Below are 17,143 nucleotides of genomic sequence, written 5' to 3'. Positions count from 1 at the left end.
CGCCTAGGCGGTCTTTTGTTTTTGGGTCACACAAATTGTTTTAGTTCTCTATCTATTAGCGTCGTAAGAAGTTTATTCGCGTAATCATGAAGAGCTTTTTCTTCCATCATGAATGTAGTTTGTTTCGCTTTACTTAATTTATTGAAATTATTTTCTTCATCAGCTGTTCTTTTATTTGATGACAACCCTCCGCCAATAGCTATGGCAATATTCTCTGGTTCCATTTTGTTTTCTTTTGAATGCATAGCAATTTTAACAAATAGTGGCATACAAATTTGTAGATGCAATGGTAGTTCTTGCAGCTCAGGTAATCTTTCATCCGCATTGTTTTTGGCTATCCGTAAAATTTTATCTCGCTTGTTCGGCGCCATATTTTTAACATGTTCTTTTGTTTCATTTTCTTGATGGATTGATTCCTTATATTTATTTATTAATTCTTTAAGTTTGTGTTCTTCATTTGGCTGCTTGATTAATATTTTGTTTCGTAATGCTTTAATCGCACCAGTAAGTTCATCTTGCGTCAAGTGATTATCTTCTAGTGCTTGTTGACTAAAGCTTGGGTTATTGGTGAGTTTCACTAAAAGATTAGATATCTTAGTACTAGCACCGCTCTTCCTGAAGATACCTTCTTGTTTAATATGTGTCGGGCTACTTAGTAAATCAAAAATCATCGTATTCATGGAATGAAATTCTGTTTTTTTATCCTCGGGTACGCCAGGATACTGGTTGATTAATTTCTGATTATTTAAGTAGATCCTTTCGGCATCACAAGCCTCTTTTTTAACTGGGCTATGGTTTGACAAATTACTTGTTTTAAGTTCGCTGTATTTCTGGGGCTGCTCAGTATGAGTTGGCACAAGATGTTGATTTACAGAGTTGGCAGGGGGGGGGTTATTGACAGATAGTGGTAAGCTTGTAGTATTTTTAACGTATACTGGGTTATCTATAATCTCAATTTTGTCAAACATATGTCTTAGCATGAATGTGAATTTTTGATAAGTAGATATAAAAAAATTCATTCCTGTATTTTTAATGGCCTTTATCGAATGAGTAAAAGACGTATTTTTTCTTTGCTCAGACGATTGTGCTTTATTAGGGGGTATAGTATTTGCATCATTATTTATTTTAGAAAAAATCATATGTATTACTCCAAAGTAAAAAAAATCAAAATGAGTTTAGATTCATTCATATGCTATCTCTTACATAAAAAGCTATAATTCCTTAACCTAATGAAAAAACATTTATTATCATGATAACTAACCAACTGGAGCGTTTGAAAAAAATACAGAAGGTAACAGATTTACGCTTGATTATTATGGTGGTTATCAGTCTGTGTATCGTATCCGTTTTTTACCTTTGTGTTGGGGAAATATGGTATTGGCCAAACCAATTGGTAGGGGAAAGTGCCCAGCTTTTTGTTTGGCAAATTCGTTTTCCGCGCCTATTAGCCGTGATAATTGTCGGTGCTTCTCTTGCAGTCACAGGCGCTATCATGCAAGCCTTATTTGAGAACCCATTAGCCGAACCAGGATTATTGGGAGTAAGCAATGGTGCGGGTGTTGCTGTGGTATTTACGGTACTATTGTCTTCAGGCGTGACGCATTATTGGCTATTAAGTATTAGCTCAATTATGGGAGCACTATTTTTTACTTCCATATTGCTCTATTTTGCTCGTCGTAAGAACTTGAATAACTCCAGTTTATTGCTTGTCGGTGTTGCACTCGGTGTGATTAGTGGTGCCTGTATGACATGGATGGTGTATATGAGCAGTAATCTTGATTTGCGACAGTTATTGTATTGGATGATGGGAAGTTTTAGTGGGATTGGTTGGCATCAAATTGGCCTTGTTATTGGCTGTTTACCATTTTTAATTTGGGCACTTTTTCAAGGAAATATACTAAATTATCTTTCATTGGGAACGGTACAAGCCTATCAATTAGGTATCTCAATTCATAAATGGCGCGTTATATTAATTATTATTAGTGGTGTATTAATTGGTCTTAGTGTGGCGATAGCGGGGGCAATAAGTTTTATTGGTTTAGTTATTCCTCATATATTGAGATTAAGCGGTTTAACAGATAACCGCGTATTATTAATTGGTTCTGCTGTGGCGGGGGCGTTAGGGTTATTAACTGCAGATTTACTGTCTCGGTTATTAATTGCCAATGCTGAAGTTCCTATTGGTGTTATTACGGCAACGCTAGGGGCACCGATATTTATTTTCTTGTTAATTCGTCACCAACAATGGCGGTAAAAGTGATGGATAATAAACTGATTATTGATATTAAAAATATTACCATCGATACTCGACTAGTTAATGTTTCAACTCAAGTCCTGGCTGGACAACAAATTCATCTATTGGGTGCTAATGGTGCGGGGAAAAGTACATTGCTAGCTGCAATAAGTGGCTATTTACCTGTGGATGGCGATATTTTAATAGGTGGAAAAAGTATACGGCAGTATCGTATTGCTCAATTGAGCCAACAACGTGCTTATCTTTCACAGTTGGTTAACTCCCCCCCTATACTTAAAGTTTTTCAATATGTTGCCCTGTTTTCGCCTAACACAATATTTTCTACAGGTATTTTTGAACGATTATGTACAGACTTTCAACTCACATCACTATTAAGTAAGCCTATTAGCCAACTTTCTGGTGGAGAATGGCAGAGAGTTCGAATTATAGCTGCATTTTTGCAGGTCTGGGACAGCCAGCAATGCGAAGGAAAATTTATATTATTGGACGAGCCAACCAATAATTTAGACATTATTCAGCAATCAATGCTTGATAAATGGATTAAATATTTTTGTGATTGCTTAGGAACCGTTATAATGAGTGGTCATGACCTTAGTCATTCGTATAAAAATGCATCTTGTATTTGGATGATGAAACAAGGGCAGTTAGTTGTAATAGGGAAACCAGAGTGCGTCATGACAGAAAAAAAATTATCTGACATATTTATGTCTGAAATTAAGTTAGCGCACAGCACATCTCACCGAGTATGGCAGGTTATAAATTTAGTCGATGCGCAATGAGTTGTTTGTATCACACCTTTTTGCATGATAATACCGCAATGTTTGCAGGTGTTGAGGTTCGGTTAAAGTATAATTAACTAGAATATTCTATTCACAATGAAAACTAGGCTATAAACAATATGAGCAATTTCTTACCATTTTCAAAACCGGCAATTGGTGATGAAGAGGTCAAAGCAGTAGAAAACGTTCTGCGTTCAGGCTGGATAACAACGGGCCCACAGAATCATCAGCTAGAAGACGATTTTTGTAAGCGCTATGGCTGCAAACATGCAATTGCATTGTCATCAGCAACAGCAGGTATGCATGTTGTATTAATGGCATTGGGTATTGGTCCTGGTGATGAAGTTATTACACCTTCTCAAACTTGGGTGTCAACAATCAATATGATTGAGTTGCTTGGGGCAACACCTGTCATGATTGATGTTGATCGCGACACACTGATGATCCAACCTGAAACGGTGGAAAATGCGTTAACGGAAAAAACCAAAGCAATTATTCCAGTACACTATGCTGGGGCACCTTGTGATTTAGACGCGTTACGCTTAATTGCTCAAAAAGCGGGTGTGGCTTTAATCGAAGACGCTGCGCATGCCGTTGGTACACGATATAAAAACGAGTGGATTGGTGAAAAGGGAACGTCTATTTTCTCATTTCACGCGATTAAAAACGTGACCTGTGCGGAAGGTGGGTTAGTTGCAACAGACGACGATGAGCTCGCTCAGCGTGTGCGCACACTTAAATTCCACGGCCTAGGCGTTGACGCATTTGATAGGCAAATGCAAGGCCGCAAACCACAAGCTGAAGTTGTTGAGCCCGGTTTTAAATATAATTTGTCTGATATCCATGCCGCAATAGCCGTAGTGCAGTTATCACGAGTAGAGCAATTGAATCAGCGTCGTGCTGAGCTTACGGCTCGTTATCGTGAGTTACTGAAAAACTCCCCTTTACAAATGTTGAGTGTCCCTAGTTACTCACATTTACATGCGAATCACTTATTTATGGTACGTGTTGATAAAGCCGAATGTGGCATTGATCGCGATACATTCATGGAAAAATTGAAAGAGCATGATATTGGAACAGGGTTGCATTTTCGCGCTGCACATACTCAAAAATATTATCGCGAAAAATATCCTGAATTAGTTTTACCAGAATCAACATGGAATAGCGCCACATTGTGTTCGTTACCTTTATTTCCCGATATGACTGATGCAGATGTTGAACGGGTTGTTAAAGCTGTAGAAGCAGTTCTTTTGGAGTCAAAATAGTGTCACACGCAGATGAATTTGATGAGATTAAAAAAGTCTCAGTAGTAATCCCTGTCTATAATGAAGAGCAGAGCTTACCACAGTTATTGGAACGTACTATTAAGTCATGTAAACAATTAACTCAATCCTATGAATTAATTCTAGTTGATGATGGTAGTAGCGATCGTTCAGCACAAATGCTTACAGAAGCAGCGGAAAATCCTGACAACCACGTCATTGCAATTATTTTAAACCGCAATTACGGTCAACATTCTGCTATTATGGCGGGCTTTAACCAAGCTGATGGCGACTTAGTGATTACTTTGGATGCAGACTTACAAAATCCACCAGAGGAAATCCCACGTTTAGTCCAAACTGCAATGCAAGGTTATGATGTAGTTGGTACGCGCCGTGCGAATCGCCAAGACTCTTGGTTTCGCAAAACAGCCTCTAAAATGATTAATGCGATGATCACGAAAGCAACTGGGCGTTCAATGGGCGATTACGGTTGTATGCTTCGTGCATACCGTCGTCATATCATTCAAGCGATGTTGCAGTGCCATGAAAGAAGTACATTTATTCCTATTTTAGCAAATACATTTGCACGTAGAACTATTGAAATTGATGTAGCGCATGCAGAACGTGAGTTTGGTGATTCTAAATACAGCTTTATGAAGCTGATTAATTTAATGTATGACTTATTAACTTGCCTAACTACGGCACCACTGCGTTTATTGAGTGTTGTCGGAAGTGTTATCGCGATTGGCGGTTTTTTATTAGCGGTATTGTTAATTGCATTGCGTTTAATTTTTGGCGCAGAGTGGGCTGCAGATGGCGTATTCACTCTGTTTGCAGTACTCTTTATGTTTATTGGTGCGCAATTTGTTGCCATGGGGCTACTGGGCGAATACATCGGTAGGATCTACAATGATGTGCGCGCGAGACCTCGTTATTTTATTCAAAAAGTCGTTGGAGCAGATGCGAAATCCGACAAAAATCAGGAAGAAGACTAATGAAAGCTATTGTTTTTGCCTATCATGATATTGGCTGCGTAGGGCTAAAAGCGCTTGAAAAAGCAGGTTTTGATATCCAAGCAGTGTTTACACACACTGATGACCCAAATGAAAACCACTTTTACTCCTCAGTTGCGCGTTTAAGTGCTGACATGGAACTTCCTGTTTTTGCGCCTGAAAACGTTAATCACCCATTGTGGATTGAACGTATTCGCGAAATGAAACCCGATGTCATTTTCTCTTTCTACTATCGTGATATGTTAAGTGAAGAGCTGTTAGCTATCGCGCCTAAAGGTGCGTTTAATCTACATGGCTCATTGCTACCTAAATATCGCGGCCGTGCACCTATTAATTGGGCATTATTAAAAGGTGAAAGCGAAACAGGTGTAACCTTACATAAAATGGTCGCTAAGGCAGATGCTGGCGATATCATTGCTCAAGAAAAAGTGGTTATTACCGATACAGACACTAGCCTGACTTTACATGCGAAAGTCCGTGAAGCAGCGGAAGTTTTATTGGATAAAACACTGCCATTAATCGAAGCAGGTAGTTACAAAGCCGTTGCACAAGATGAAAGCCAAGCAACGTACTTTGGTCGTCGTACCGCTGAAGATGGCTTGATTAACTGGAACAACAGCGCAAAAGAAGTTAACTGCTTGATTCGTGCAGTGACTGAACCTTATCCAGGTGCGTTCACTTATTTAGGTGCACGTAAAATGGTTATTTGGCGCGCACGCGTTTTAGATGACAACCAAGGTAAACCGGCAGGTACGGTACTTTCGAGTGACCCACTGCGTATCGCTTGTGGCCAAGGTGCTATCGAAGTTGTTAGCGGTCAAAGTGAGACCGGTTTATATATGCAAGGTAACCGCCTTGCTAACGAAATGGGGATTGTGACTGATGTCCGCGTTGGTGCGAAACCAACAGCACAAGTTAAGCGTCGCACACGTGTTCTTATTTTAGGTGTGAATGGCTTTATTGGTAACCATTTAACAGAACGCCTGTTAAAAGATGGTAACTACGATATCTATGGTATGGATATCGGCTCTTCTGCAATTGAGCGTTTCATTGGTAACCCACGTTTCCACTTTATTGAAGGTGACGTTAGCATCCATACAGAATGGATTGAATACCACATCAAAAAATGTGATGTTATTCTCCCTCTGGTTGCGATTGCGACGCCAATTGAATATACCCGTAACCCACTACGCGTTTTCGAATTAGACTTTGAAGAAAACTTGAAAGTTGTACGTTACTGCGTGAAATATAACAAACGTATCATCTTCCCATCGACATCTGAAGTTTATGGTATGTGTGATGATAAAGAGTTTGATGAAGATGAGTCACGTTTAATTGTTGGTCCAATCAATAAACAACGTTGGATTTACTCAGTTTCTAAACAATTACTTGACCGAGTGATTTGGGCATACGGTGCGAAAGAAGGTTTGAAATTCACCTTATTCCGTCCATTCAACTGGATGGGACCTCGCTTAGATAGCTTGAATTCTGCACGTATTGGTAGCTCACGTGCTATTACTCAGTTAATTCTAAACTTAGTTGAAGGCTCGCCAATTAAACTGGTTGACGGCGGCGCACAAAAACGTTGTTTTACAGATATTAAAGACGGCATCGAAGCATTGTTCCGTATCATCGAAAATAAAGATGGTAAATGTGATGGCCAGATCATCAATATCGGTAATCCAACAAATGAAGCGAGTATTCGTGAATTAGCAGAAATGTTGTTGGAAAGCTTCGAAAAACACCCACAACGTGGAAAATTCCCTCCATTTGCGGGCTTCCGTGAAATCGAAAGCAGCAGCTATTATGGCCAAGGGTATCAAGATGTTGAACACCGTAAACCAAGTGTTGAAAATGCACGTCGTTTACTTGATTGGGTTCCAACTATCGATATGAAAGATACCATTGAAGAAACATTAGATTTCTTCTTACAAGGTGCAGTTGAAGAGTTAGGTAATAAAGACTAATGAAAAAAGTTGGCTTGAGAATTGATGTGGACACCTACCAAGGTACTTTAAAAGGGGTTCCACAGTTACTCAAAGTGCTCAAAGAGCATAATATTCAGGCCAGCTTTTTCTTCAGTGTAGGACCCGATAATATGGGGCGCCATTTATGGCGCCTTTTGCGTCCTAAATTTCTGTGGAAAATGCTTAGGTCGAACGCAGCATCCCTTTATGGGTTAGATATCTTATTAGCGGGCACAGCATGGCCGGGTAAAAAAATTGCTAAGGATTTAGGCTACTTGATGAAACAAACTTTGGATGCTGGCCATGAAGTTGGCTTACATGCATGGGATCATCAAGGTTGGCAGGCTAAAGTTGCCAAATGGAGCAAATCACAGCTGACTGAGCAAGTTAAGTTAGGTGTTGATGCGTTAGAGCAAGCCATTGGGCATCGTGTGACTTGTTCGGCCGTTGCTGGTTGGCGAGGTGATGAGCGAGTGTTAGAAGTTAAACAAATGTTTAACTTTGACTACAATAGTGATTGTCGTGGTAAATATCCATTTAGGCCAATTTTAGCCGATGACTCACTTGGGACAGTTCAAATCCCTGTCACACTGCCGACTTACGATGAAGTTGTAGGAACAGTCGTGAGTGATGACGCATTTAATGATTTTATTCTTCAAGCAATTAAAGAAGATCAAGGCGTTCCAGTTTATACTATCCACACAGAAGTGGAAGGAATGTCCAAATCGGAACAATTTTCACAATTATTGGAACGAATTACTCAAGAAGAAATCCAATTCTGTACATTAAGTGAATTACTGCCAGATGATTTGAATTCATTGCCAAAAGGGCGTGTGGTGAGGGCACCATTCCCCGGACGTGAAGGCTGGTTAGGCTGCCAAGAAGAGGAATAAGCAACCTATGTTGAATAACCGAGCGAGCAAAGTAGGAGCCTCTCTGCTGGCTCTTTTTTTTATCTTAACCTATTTGTTGCCGTTAGATAGCCGTTTACTTTGGCAACCAGATGAAACACGATATGCAGAAATTAGCCGTGAAATGTTACAGCGTGGAGATTGGGTTGTTCCTTACATGCTGGATGTGCGTTATTTTGAAAAGCCAGTAGCAGGTTACTGGATAAACAATATTAGCCAAATGATCTTTGGTGAAACTAACTTTGCTGTTCGTTTTGGTTCGGTTTTTTGTATTCTTCTTAGTGCATTACTTGTCTATCGTATGGCAAAAATGATGTGGCGTAATAACCACGTTGCTTATGTTGCAAGCCTCATTTATATCTCGATGTTCTTAGTATTCTCCATCGGGACCTACAGTGTGCTCGACCCAATGTTGTCCTTATGGATAGCAGCAAGTATGTTTTGTTGCTTATGGGCAATGAAGTCGAGGGAAGTCAAATCTAAATTAGCGGCATGGCTTTGCCTTGGGCTAGCATGTGGCATGGCATTTATGACTAAAGGCTTCTTAGCCCTCGCTATTCCAGTGATTGTCATGCTTCCTGTCACAATCTACCAAAAGCGGTTCCTTGAGTTACTTAAGTATGGGCCTCTCGCAATCATTTCTGCGGTTATTATCAGCTTGCCATGGGCCTTAGCAGTTGCAAAACAAGAGCCTGATTATTGGCATTATTTCTTTTGGATTGAGCACATTAAGCGTTTCACGGCAGATGACGCTCAGCATATAGCACCGTTTTGGTATTATATTCCAATTATTATTCTTGGTGCGATCCCATGGGCAGGCTTGCTACCGGGTGCGATCATGAAAGGCTGGAAAGAACGGAAATCTAGCCCTGATATGTTTTTCTTGCTGTGCTGGTTTGTTGTCCCAGTCATCTTTTTCAGTATTTCCCGTGGTAAATTACCCACGTATATGTTGCCGTTTATGGCACCACTGGCATTGCTTATGGCGAAGTATGGGGTTGACTGCGTTCGTAATGGTAAAATGAACGCATTGAAAGCCAATGGGATCATTAATGTTGTATTAGGAATTGCAGCTGTTATAGCGGTAATTGTCGTGAGCACGGTGATCAAAAAGCCACTGTACGAACCTGATGAATGGTCAAAAATGGTATTGGGGGTTGTGGCATTTTCTATCTGGGCGATTATTGGTTACCTATGTACAGTATTAAATGCAAAGTATTGGCTATGGGCAGCATCATGTTCTTTAGCTGTAAGCTTGTGTATTGGTAGTGCTCTACCGAACAACACCATTGATTCTAAACTGCCTCAAAACTTTATTCATCAAAATCATGATCTACTGATGAATAGCAAATATTTGATGGCGAGTAATGTTGGGGTCGCAGCAGGCCTTGCGTGGGAAACGCAAAATTCCAATATCTATTTATACAATAGCAGTGGAGAGCTAAGGTATGGTTTGGAATACCCAGATAGCCAACATCGCTTAATTAAACCAGATCAATTTGCACAGTGGTTAGAAAAAGCACGCAAAGAAGGGCAGGTAACCGTTGTCTTTTTATTAGGCCGTAAAGAAGGGTTACCGGACATTCCTAAACCAGATGAAGTCATTAAAAATTCACGTATGGCGATTGTGGTATACCATCAACAATGATTGCACAACTATTGCTGTTATTGCTGGTTAGCGTTTTGACCTGTGTTGGGCAAGTGGCTCAAAAGCAAGCCGTCGTCAATTGGCAGAGTAATAAAACCAATAAAACAGCATCAGCCCTTCGGTGGCTGGTGCTGGCAGTTTTCATGCTAGGACTTGGCATGTTGTTTTGGCTGAAATTATTGGAAACCATGCCGTTGAGTATTGCTTATCCAATGCTAAGTATTAATTTTGTATTAATTACACTAATTGGCCAGTTTGTGTATAAAGAGCAAACAGGGCTTAACCACTGGTTGGGGGTTGTGGCCATTATGTTTGGTATTTTGCTAATGAGTATCAGCGTATGAATAAGGGGTATTTATGGGTGATTGGCAGTGCGTTATTAGTCACAGTCGCTCAACTGAGCTTAAAAGCAGGGGTAGTTGAACTACCCTCATTCACACTTGGCTGGCATTGGCTACAATTTGATTGGTTACTCGCTAATATTGCTAGTTTAGGAATTATTTTTTTAGGGTTAGTTTGTTATGCGTTATCGATGTTATGTTGGCTATTAGCATTAAAATACATAGCATTGAATAAAGCTTACCCGCTTATTAGCCTAAGCTATGTTTTTGTTTATTTATTAGCAGTTTTCTTACCTTGGTTTAATGAACCCGCTACAGGGTTAAAGGCCACTGGTATTGGCTTTATTTTATTAGGGGTATGGCTAATTAGCCGGCCCAATAAATCATCAAGTGATAGAACAGAATAATTTCTTAGTTGCTTATATTATCGTCATCACGCACTATAATATAAGCAAGTTATCGTAATGAGATAGATAAATAAGGTGCTTTATGGTTATTAAAATACAACACCTACCACTATTACTGTGTTTAGTTTTAATTGGTTGTGCATCAACGCCTGTTAAAAGAACGCCACCACCACCGTTAAAAACACAGTTATCAGATCCAATCATGACGATAGCACAATTAAAAGACCAGCTAGAGCAGTGGTATGGCACGCCTTATCATTATGGTGGAATGAATCAAAACGGTGTCGATTGTTCCGGCTTTGTCTATCGCACATTTAATGATCGCTTCGCCATTCAACTACCTCGCACAACGGTGGATCAAACTCAATTAGGCACACGTATTGATAAATCTGATTTGATGCCAGGGGATTTAGTCTTCTTTAGGACGGGCTCAGGAGAGAATGGGCTACATGTGGGTATTTACGATACCGATAATACATTCATTCATGCGTCAACGAGTAAAGGGGTGATCCGCTCATCAATGGATAACGTTTATTGGCGAAAAGTGTTTTGGCAGGCAAGGCGCATCTAAATTCACTATTTTATTCAGTGATTATGTTATCTTAAGAGCAAGTTTTGTTTTAAGGATAACTTAATGTCAACAGTACGTTTACTCATCTCTGGATCCTACGACCCTTGGTTTAACCTTGCGGTTGAAGAAACTATTTTCCGACAAATGCCAACTGACCAACGTGTTATGTTTCTCTGGCGAAATGCTGACACGGTAGTTATAGGGCGTGCGCAGAATCCGTGGAAAGAGTGTAATACTCGAAAAATGGAAGAAGATAATGTCCGTTTAGCCCGGCGTAGCAGTGGCGGTGGCGCTGTTTTTCATGATTTAGGTAACACGTGTTTTACGTTTATGGCAGGAAAGCCGGAGTATGACAAAACGGTTTCTACACAAATTATTGTTGATGGGCTAGCACTTGTCGGTATTAACGCAGAAATATCAGGTCGTAATGATTTAGTCTTAGATACTGAAAGTGGCCCACGAAAAATTTCGGGTTCTGCATACCGAGAAACGAAAGATAGAGGTTTTCACCATGGAACCTTACTGATTAACGCAGATTTAGGTCGCTTAGCAAATTACCTGAATCCAGATCCTAAAAAATTACAGGCAAAAGGGATCACATCTGTACGTTCTCGAGTGGCTAATTTATCTGAGCTTGTCCCCCATATCTCTCATGAAATTGTTTGCGAAGGAATCATTAAGAGTTTTTTTAATTACTTCGGTGAAACGGTCGAAGCAGAGTATATCTCCCCTGAAAAATTACCTGACTTGCCAAATTTTGCAGAAACCTTCGCTAAACAAAGTAGTTGGGAGTGGAATTTTGGACAAGCACCCGCTTTCTCTCACTATTCTGATACCCGTTTTCCTTGGGGAGGAATTGAGTTTCATTTTGATATCGAAAAAGGTGTGATAAATCGCTGCCAGTTTTTTACAGATAGCTTAGACCCATCCCCTTTGGAGTGGTTAAGTGAGCAATTATCGGGTAAAGCCTATCAAACAGAAACGATACGCTCTTTGAGCAAAGAGATGGCCGTTAAATGGCCACAATTGCAGGAGCAGTTAGCTGATTTGGAAAACTGGCTAGTCCATGAGTTAAGTTAAAAAAAGAGCCGATATAATCGGCTCAGACTGGCGACAAACATTTATGTTTAGCGGCAGTCTAATAGGTTATTGAAAATAAAAGAGGAAAATCAATTTGTTGATTTTCGACTGATAACACAAAGCGGGAAAAATCACACTTTTATCTCGCTTTGTCAACAACCTTGAGCCGATATAATCGGCTCAGACATAGACTACAAAATTGCAAATAACTAATAGGAAGGGACGTTCTAAAATAATCAGTTATGACAGCTACAAGTCATAAAGTTTTTGCATTCAGGTAATTCACCCGATTGGCGAAATTTTGCAGGCGTTGTATCAAAGTGCTTTTTAAAGATACGGGTAAATGTTGCCTGTGAACTGAAGCCATATTGCAATGCGATATCAAGAATAGGTAAGTTGCCTTCACGTAATGATTTGGCCGCTTCTAATAAACGACGTTTACGGACGTATTCGCCAAGCGTGCAACCTTTCATTTCTTTGAAAACACGCTGTAAATGCCATTTTGAATAACCGCTTTTATCGGCAATTGTGTCGATTTTGATGCCTTCATTGCGCTGCAACTGGCTTTCAAGCCATTTAACAATATCGTTGACTACACTTTCTGACATATTTACCTCCTACTCAAGTAGGCTATTGTTCATTAATAACTAATAATAACTCACGAAATTAGGGTCTATTCTTCCTGTTTTTCCGATATATCGATAGGCTAAACGTGCGGTTTTTTAATGAGAATAACTATCAGTACAATAGATGTTGAAAAAATTAACATTTTAAACATTCATCATTGTATGTTTAAAATTGTTTTAATTCAAGTGATTATATTCTTTTGGTGTTTTGTTTAGGTGATGACAAGACAGACGTCTTATTACGTTCAAGAAAATTGATTAAGCCATTCGAAATTATTAACCAAGTAAATAATTGAAAAATTATTGTTTCATTTATAATCATTTTTCTATAACAATAAACAGGAAATTCCGAGGTAATTGTTTTGGTGGGAGAAGACCATAATTGTATTTCGGGGAGTAATAATCAATAGAATACGGTAAGTATGATGTACTATACTCGTCATATTTCAAGTTGCAGCGTTGTTGACCTCGCTCAGCTCGCCGGATCACATACTCATGTATGCTCATCGGTCTCTCTTCACTTGTCGCCTAGCTGCAACTCGAATTATTTAGAGTATATGTGAGTAGTAGACAATTATGTTATTTCTATACCGCAAAAGCGGTTTATGTTGTTGCTATGAATAAATCAGGTAAAGGGTTCTATGGCAAATTTCATCTCTAGCTTAATCCACTATCTCTGATAGGAAAGGATCCAGAAAATTACCATTAGAAGCCCGTTTATCTTTTTATTATTCTTTTATCAAATACGTGATATAGAAAGAATTTGTTTGCTCCATTCTATTTGTTCTGGTGTGCCTTCTATGCGCTGGCCATACATTTGAATAATTTGGTTACCTTGGGTATCAAAGACCTCAAGGCTTGTTACAAAGCCATCTTTAGTTGGCTTACGTGTGACCCAGCACTCAGAAATGCCGCTTTCAATGAGATGAAGTTTAAAGTTTGTACTTGAAATATTTAACCAATCAGTTTGAGAGCTTTCAACAGAGAGTGATGATAGTTCATTTATTTTTCCTGTAAATATTTGCACGCATCCACGGTTTCCTACAAAGAGCATCACTTCATTTTGTGCTTGGTATGCAAGGGAAAGCAGATCAGATAAGGCCGTTGAAGGTACTTGCCATGCTAATTCTTTGCTAACTACACGAAAAACTTGCTGACGACTTAAATTGTGTTTCTTTAATATGCCAAAAAACTGATGAACATTTGTCATCTCACGCCATTGTTGTTCTAATTGAGAGGCGAGTTCTTCGCTGATTTTCTGTTCTGAAAATGGCGGAATTGTTTTAGGTTCGATAGGCGGATTTTCTGATGTGTTGTAGCGTTCTATTATGGCTTGCCAAGCAGCGATATCCGTGTTGTCGGTGGAAAAGACTTTGTGTAAAGAATCACCATATTTATCGAAAAATTGAATACTGTGGCGAGTTCCCTCTGGCGTTTCTTCAGTGAGTGCAAAAATTGAACTCCACTGCGCAAAGAACATACGTAAGTCTAATGCTTTAGGGTTTAGAAATAGCCCACCATGGCTGCTAAATTTCGGGTTATTATATGCGCCCGTTTGAATACTAACAGCATACTGATTGCGAGTGATCCCTATAGCTTTCCCTATCGTGGTTAAACCTTGCAAGATATCAACGGGTTTGCTGACCAATCGTTGAACATTATCTTTACCGACACGACAATGAATTAACTGGGCTTCAGATACGCCAAGTAAGGCCGCTATTTCTTGGGAGTGCTTATGAGTGTACGTTTTTTTAGCTTGTAGGTAATCATGATAGAGGTTTGAATTCACAAATTTTTCCTTTTTTCCTTAATGAAATGACAAGACACAGTGAAGCGTTATCAACTGATTTATTTTTATACTGTTGATAAAATGAATAAAATCAGTTGATAACATGTTTTTTTACTACTTAACTACCAGTTGTAATTCATGTTGATATAAAAGTTTCGGCCTTCTTGAGGAACTCCCATTGAAGAAACATACGGCTTATCAAATGCATTTTTCATTGTGAGAGTTGAACTTAATCCTTTAATGAACTGATCTGCTTGGTAATTCACATAAAAATCATGAATGCTATAGCCAGCATGCTGAATGACTTCTTTATGATAACGATCTAAACCTTGGCCTGATTTGTGATGCCACTTTTTATATTTATCATTACCTTGAAGTTGCGTTCTTGCAGAGAATTCCCCTATCCAACCTAGAGTAAAGCCAGTACTAGCAACCGGTACATTGAATCGAGTCGTTAGTGTTTCAGGGCGTATAGACGAAAGAGAATAATGAGAGCCGTCTTCTCTACCTGTGGTTTTATTGTGATTGATATTTAATTCAAACCACGGTGTTCTGTAGCTTATAAAGTTATCGATGCCATAAATGGATGCGCTGGGGATATTGATATAATAAAGTTCATCGGGGAACCATTGGCCATACCTTGGCGTATAGAGGCCTTCAAGGGCAATATGGTTTTTAGATTTGGTCTTAAAGTAGGTTGAACCAAATTGAAGGTCGCTATTATCAATAAGTACCCCATCAAAACTGAATTTTACGCCTGTTTCGAGGGTTTTATTCGTTTCTGGAAGTAAATCAGGCGATGGGCGAAAGTTCGAGGAAGTGCCAAAAAAGGGTATAGTGAAATGGTTTGAATTGTTATAAAGCTCGGACATACGTGGGGTACGGTATGCTTCAGCGTATGATGAAAAAAGATTGAGCCAATGGGTTGGAGTAATACTAACAGCCATACGGGATGACAAGTTGGTATGTTTACTTTCAGGGAAATTATCCCTCGATGCACGGTATTGTGTAAAGCGCGTTCCAATTGATAAAGTTAACGGTAATTGATGCAATGTCATGTCATTGACCAACCAGCCTGACATGTTGTCGAGTTCTGCCGGTGGATAACTTATTGCATACTGATTCGACGTTTGCTTTTGCTGATAATATTCGAAACCACTTTGAATATGATGATTTACCCAGTTATACATAGGTAACGTGAAGCTATTAGTAAATTTAGTCCCATAGGTATATTGATTTCGCGCTTCAGAGCCATACTCTTTTGGTTTGCTCTTGACCTTAATTGTATCAGTTTGATCTAAATATAAATCTGTATAATAAACATCCCACTGAGCTTGCCAATTTATCTCATTTTTGGGTGTAAAAAATTGGCTAATGGCAATATCTCGCTGATGGCTTTGCCTTTCATGCGGTGTATTTGGATATCTATTTTTTTCTGAAGGTTTAGCGGGTTGTTTTACCCCTAAACTGTTGTTGCGGTATTCTTTTAATTGTAACGTCAAGTTATATGAAGGGTGGGCAAGCCAACTACTTTTGAGCATCCAGTTGCTTAGCTGTTCAGTATTATCAACTTCTTCAAATTCGGGTGAGCCGAGTAGGTACTTTTTACGTTGACTATAGCTGAATAGGGTATCCGTTGATTCAGTTCTGCCCAACAGCGTTGCACCTGCATAGTAACCGTGGTCATTACGGTTAATACCGCTGAATACCTGGCCACCGAGTTTTTGCCCTGGCTTTAATATGTCAGCTGCATTTATTGTTTTGAATGAGACAACTCCAGCTAATGCACCGCCGCCATGATGTACAGATGATGCGCCTTTATGGACGTAGACTTTTTTTATTAAGGTGGGGTCAATAAATGTGGCTTCATATAAGCCGGAATAAAAGTCTTGGGTGATATTATCAACAGTGACTTTAACACCTCGTGAATCATAACCTCGCATTTGAATGCCCTGGCCATAAGTGCTATTGGAACCAGAAACAAATACCCCAGCTTGGCCTTTTAGTAAATCTAAGGCGGATGTTGCAGATTGATATTCAGGTGCTTTTGCATCAATTACATCGACTTGTTCTGCTACAGCGATATTCTCTAAACTAAGAGGTGAGGTAGAAACGTGAATAATGTCGCGGGTATCCGTTTTTGACATTGCTTTTGGAGTCGATGAATTTTCAGCCAAGACTGTGTGGCTAAACCCGGTCATTACGACAGTAGCAGTAAGAGCTGAGAGTGATATTCTATGATTTTGATGGAGTGATGCAGGCATCGATTTAAACAGCATAGGAAATCCTTTCCTTTGGTTTCAGAATTTGCTGGCTGCCTGGATAAGTTATCTGGGTGGCATGCAATGAGTATTTGTACAGCGTATTTGTTTATTTGAACTAGTTGGCTCTGTAATGTTGCAGCGAATAGCAAGGGCTAGGCTACGGGTTACCTGACGGATAAATTAGTTCGTAGTGAGAATTATTATCGTTAGTGAGAGGTGGGTCAAGAATTT

General features: G+C 39.5%; 15 protein-coding genes. 11 read left to right on the top strand and 4 right to left on the bottom strand.

Annotation, left to right across the window (positions count from 1 at the left end; genetic code table 11):
* Positions 1-26 precede the first annotated feature (26 nt).
* The gene (locus tag G6Q48_RS07005; RefSeq protein ID WP_166265316.1) at positions 27-1,139 is read right to left on the bottom strand and encodes a RhoGAP domain-containing protein; all 1,113 of its coding nucleotides are present in this window, start codon (positions 1,137-1,139) and stop codon (positions 27-29) included.
* Between the two features lie 113 nt (positions 1,140-1,252).
* Between G6Q48_RS07005 and btuC the strand changes: the two genes are divergently transcribed.
* The 11 genes from btuC (at position 1,253) to G6Q48_RS06950 (ending at position 12,233) form a co-directional block, all read left to right on the top strand.
* Positions 1,253-2,254, top strand: coding sequence for a vitamin B12 ABC transporter permease BtuC (btuC, locus tag G6Q48_RS07000; RefSeq protein WP_166265437.1), 1,002 nt, complete (start codon positions 1,253-1,255; stop codon positions 2,252-2,254).
* 5 nt (positions 2,255-2,259) lie between these two features.
* Complete coding sequence (locus G6Q48_RS06995; protein ID WP_242685786.1) at positions 2,260-3,033, top strand: vitamin B12 ABC transporter ATP-binding protein BtuD; 774 nt, start codon at positions 2,260-2,262, stop codon at positions 3,031-3,033.
* Between the two features lie 119 nt (positions 3,034-3,152).
* Entirely contained in the window at positions 3,153-4,298 is a 1,146-nt protein-coding gene (arnB, locus tag G6Q48_RS06990) for a UDP-4-amino-4-deoxy-L-arabinose aminotransferase (RefSeq protein WP_166265310.1), read from the top strand.
* A complete protein-coding gene (arnC, locus tag G6Q48_RS06985) occupies positions 4,298-5,290 on the top strand; it encodes an undecaprenyl-phosphate 4-deoxy-4-formamido-L-arabinose transferase (protein WP_102140636.1) in 993 nt (330 codons plus the stop codon). Before arnB ends, arnC begins: the two co-directional genes overlap by 1 nt.
* Positions 5,290-7,275, top strand: coding sequence for a bifunctional UDP-4-amino-4-deoxy-L-arabinose formyltransferase/UDP-glucuronic acid oxidase ArnA (arnA, locus tag G6Q48_RS06980; protein WP_102140637.1), 1,986 nt, complete (start codon positions 5,290-5,292; stop codon positions 7,273-7,275). Before arnC ends, arnA begins: the two co-directional genes overlap by 1 nt.
* Positions 7,275-8,168 (top strand): 4-deoxy-4-formamido-L-arabinose-phosphoundecaprenol deformylase, encoded by an 894-nt coding sequence (gene arnD, locus G6Q48_RS06975; RefSeq protein WP_166265307.1) that lies wholly within the window; start codon positions 7,275-7,277, stop codon positions 8,166-8,168. The genes arnA and arnD overlap by 1 nt, the downstream gene beginning before the upstream one ends.
* A 7-nt stretch (positions 8,169-8,175) precedes the next feature.
* Complete coding sequence (arnT, locus tag G6Q48_RS06970) at positions 8,176-9,834, top strand: lipid IV(A) 4-amino-4-deoxy-L-arabinosyltransferase (protein ID WP_166265304.1); 1,659 nt, start codon at positions 8,176-8,178, stop codon at positions 9,832-9,834.
* Positions 9,831-10,178 carry a 4-amino-4-deoxy-L-arabinose-phosphoundecaprenol flippase subunit ArnE gene (gene arnE / locus G6Q48_RS06965; protein WP_102140640.1) on the top strand — a complete coding sequence of 116 codons (348 nt, stop codon included), beginning with the start codon at positions 9,831-9,833 and terminating at the stop codon, positions 10,176-10,178. The genes arnT and arnE overlap by 4 nt, the downstream gene beginning before the upstream one ends.
* Positions 10,175-10,582: a 4-amino-4-deoxy-L-arabinose-phosphoundecaprenol flippase subunit ArnF gene (gene arnF, locus G6Q48_RS06960; protein WP_102140641.1), complete on the top strand. Its 408-nt coding sequence runs from the start codon at positions 10,175-10,177 to the stop codon at positions 10,580-10,582. Before arnE ends, arnF begins: the two co-directional genes overlap by 4 nt.
* 82 nt (positions 10,583-10,664) lie before the next feature.
* Entirely contained in the window at positions 10,665-11,153 is a 489-nt protein-coding gene (locus G6Q48_RS06955; protein WP_166265301.1) for a C40 family peptidase, read from the top strand.
* 63 nt (positions 11,154-11,216) lie between these two features.
* A complete protein-coding gene (locus tag G6Q48_RS06950) occupies positions 11,217-12,233 on the top strand; it encodes a lipoate--protein ligase (protein ID WP_166265298.1) in 1,017 nt (338 codons plus the stop codon).
* Between the two features lie 236 nt (positions 12,234-12,469).
* On the opposite strand, the gene G6Q48_RS06945 is transcribed toward G6Q48_RS06950, so the two are convergent.
* From G6Q48_RS06945 to G6Q48_RS06935, 3 genes are all read right to left on the bottom strand, one after another.
* Positions 12,470-12,841 carry a helix-turn-helix domain-containing protein gene (locus G6Q48_RS06945; RefSeq protein ID WP_004910390.1) on the bottom strand — a complete coding sequence of 124 codons (372 nt, stop codon included), beginning with the start codon at positions 12,839-12,841 and terminating at the stop codon, positions 12,470-12,472.
* Between the two features lie 757 nt (positions 12,842-13,598).
* Positions 13,599-14,648, bottom strand: a complete 1,050-nt coding sequence (locus G6Q48_RS06940) for a ChuX/HutX family heme-like substrate-binding protein (RefSeq protein ID WP_166265295.1) — start codon at positions 14,646-14,648, stop codon at positions 13,599-13,601.
* A 122-nt stretch (positions 14,649-14,770) separates the two neighbouring features.
* Positions 14,771-16,927, bottom strand: coding sequence for a TonB-dependent receptor domain-containing protein (locus tag G6Q48_RS06935; protein ID WP_166265292.1), 2,157 nt, complete (start codon positions 16,925-16,927; stop codon positions 14,771-14,773).
* Positions 16,928-17,143 lie beyond the last annotated feature (216 nt).

The organism is Providencia sp. M-27 (genome assembly GCF_011077905.1).
Classification (GTDB): Bacteria; Pseudomonadota; Gammaproteobacteria; order Enterobacterales; family Enterobacteriaceae; genus Providencia; species Providencia huaxiensis.
Note: the sequence above shows the minus strand (reverse complement) of the source record. Positions and strands in the feature narration are given on the sequence as shown.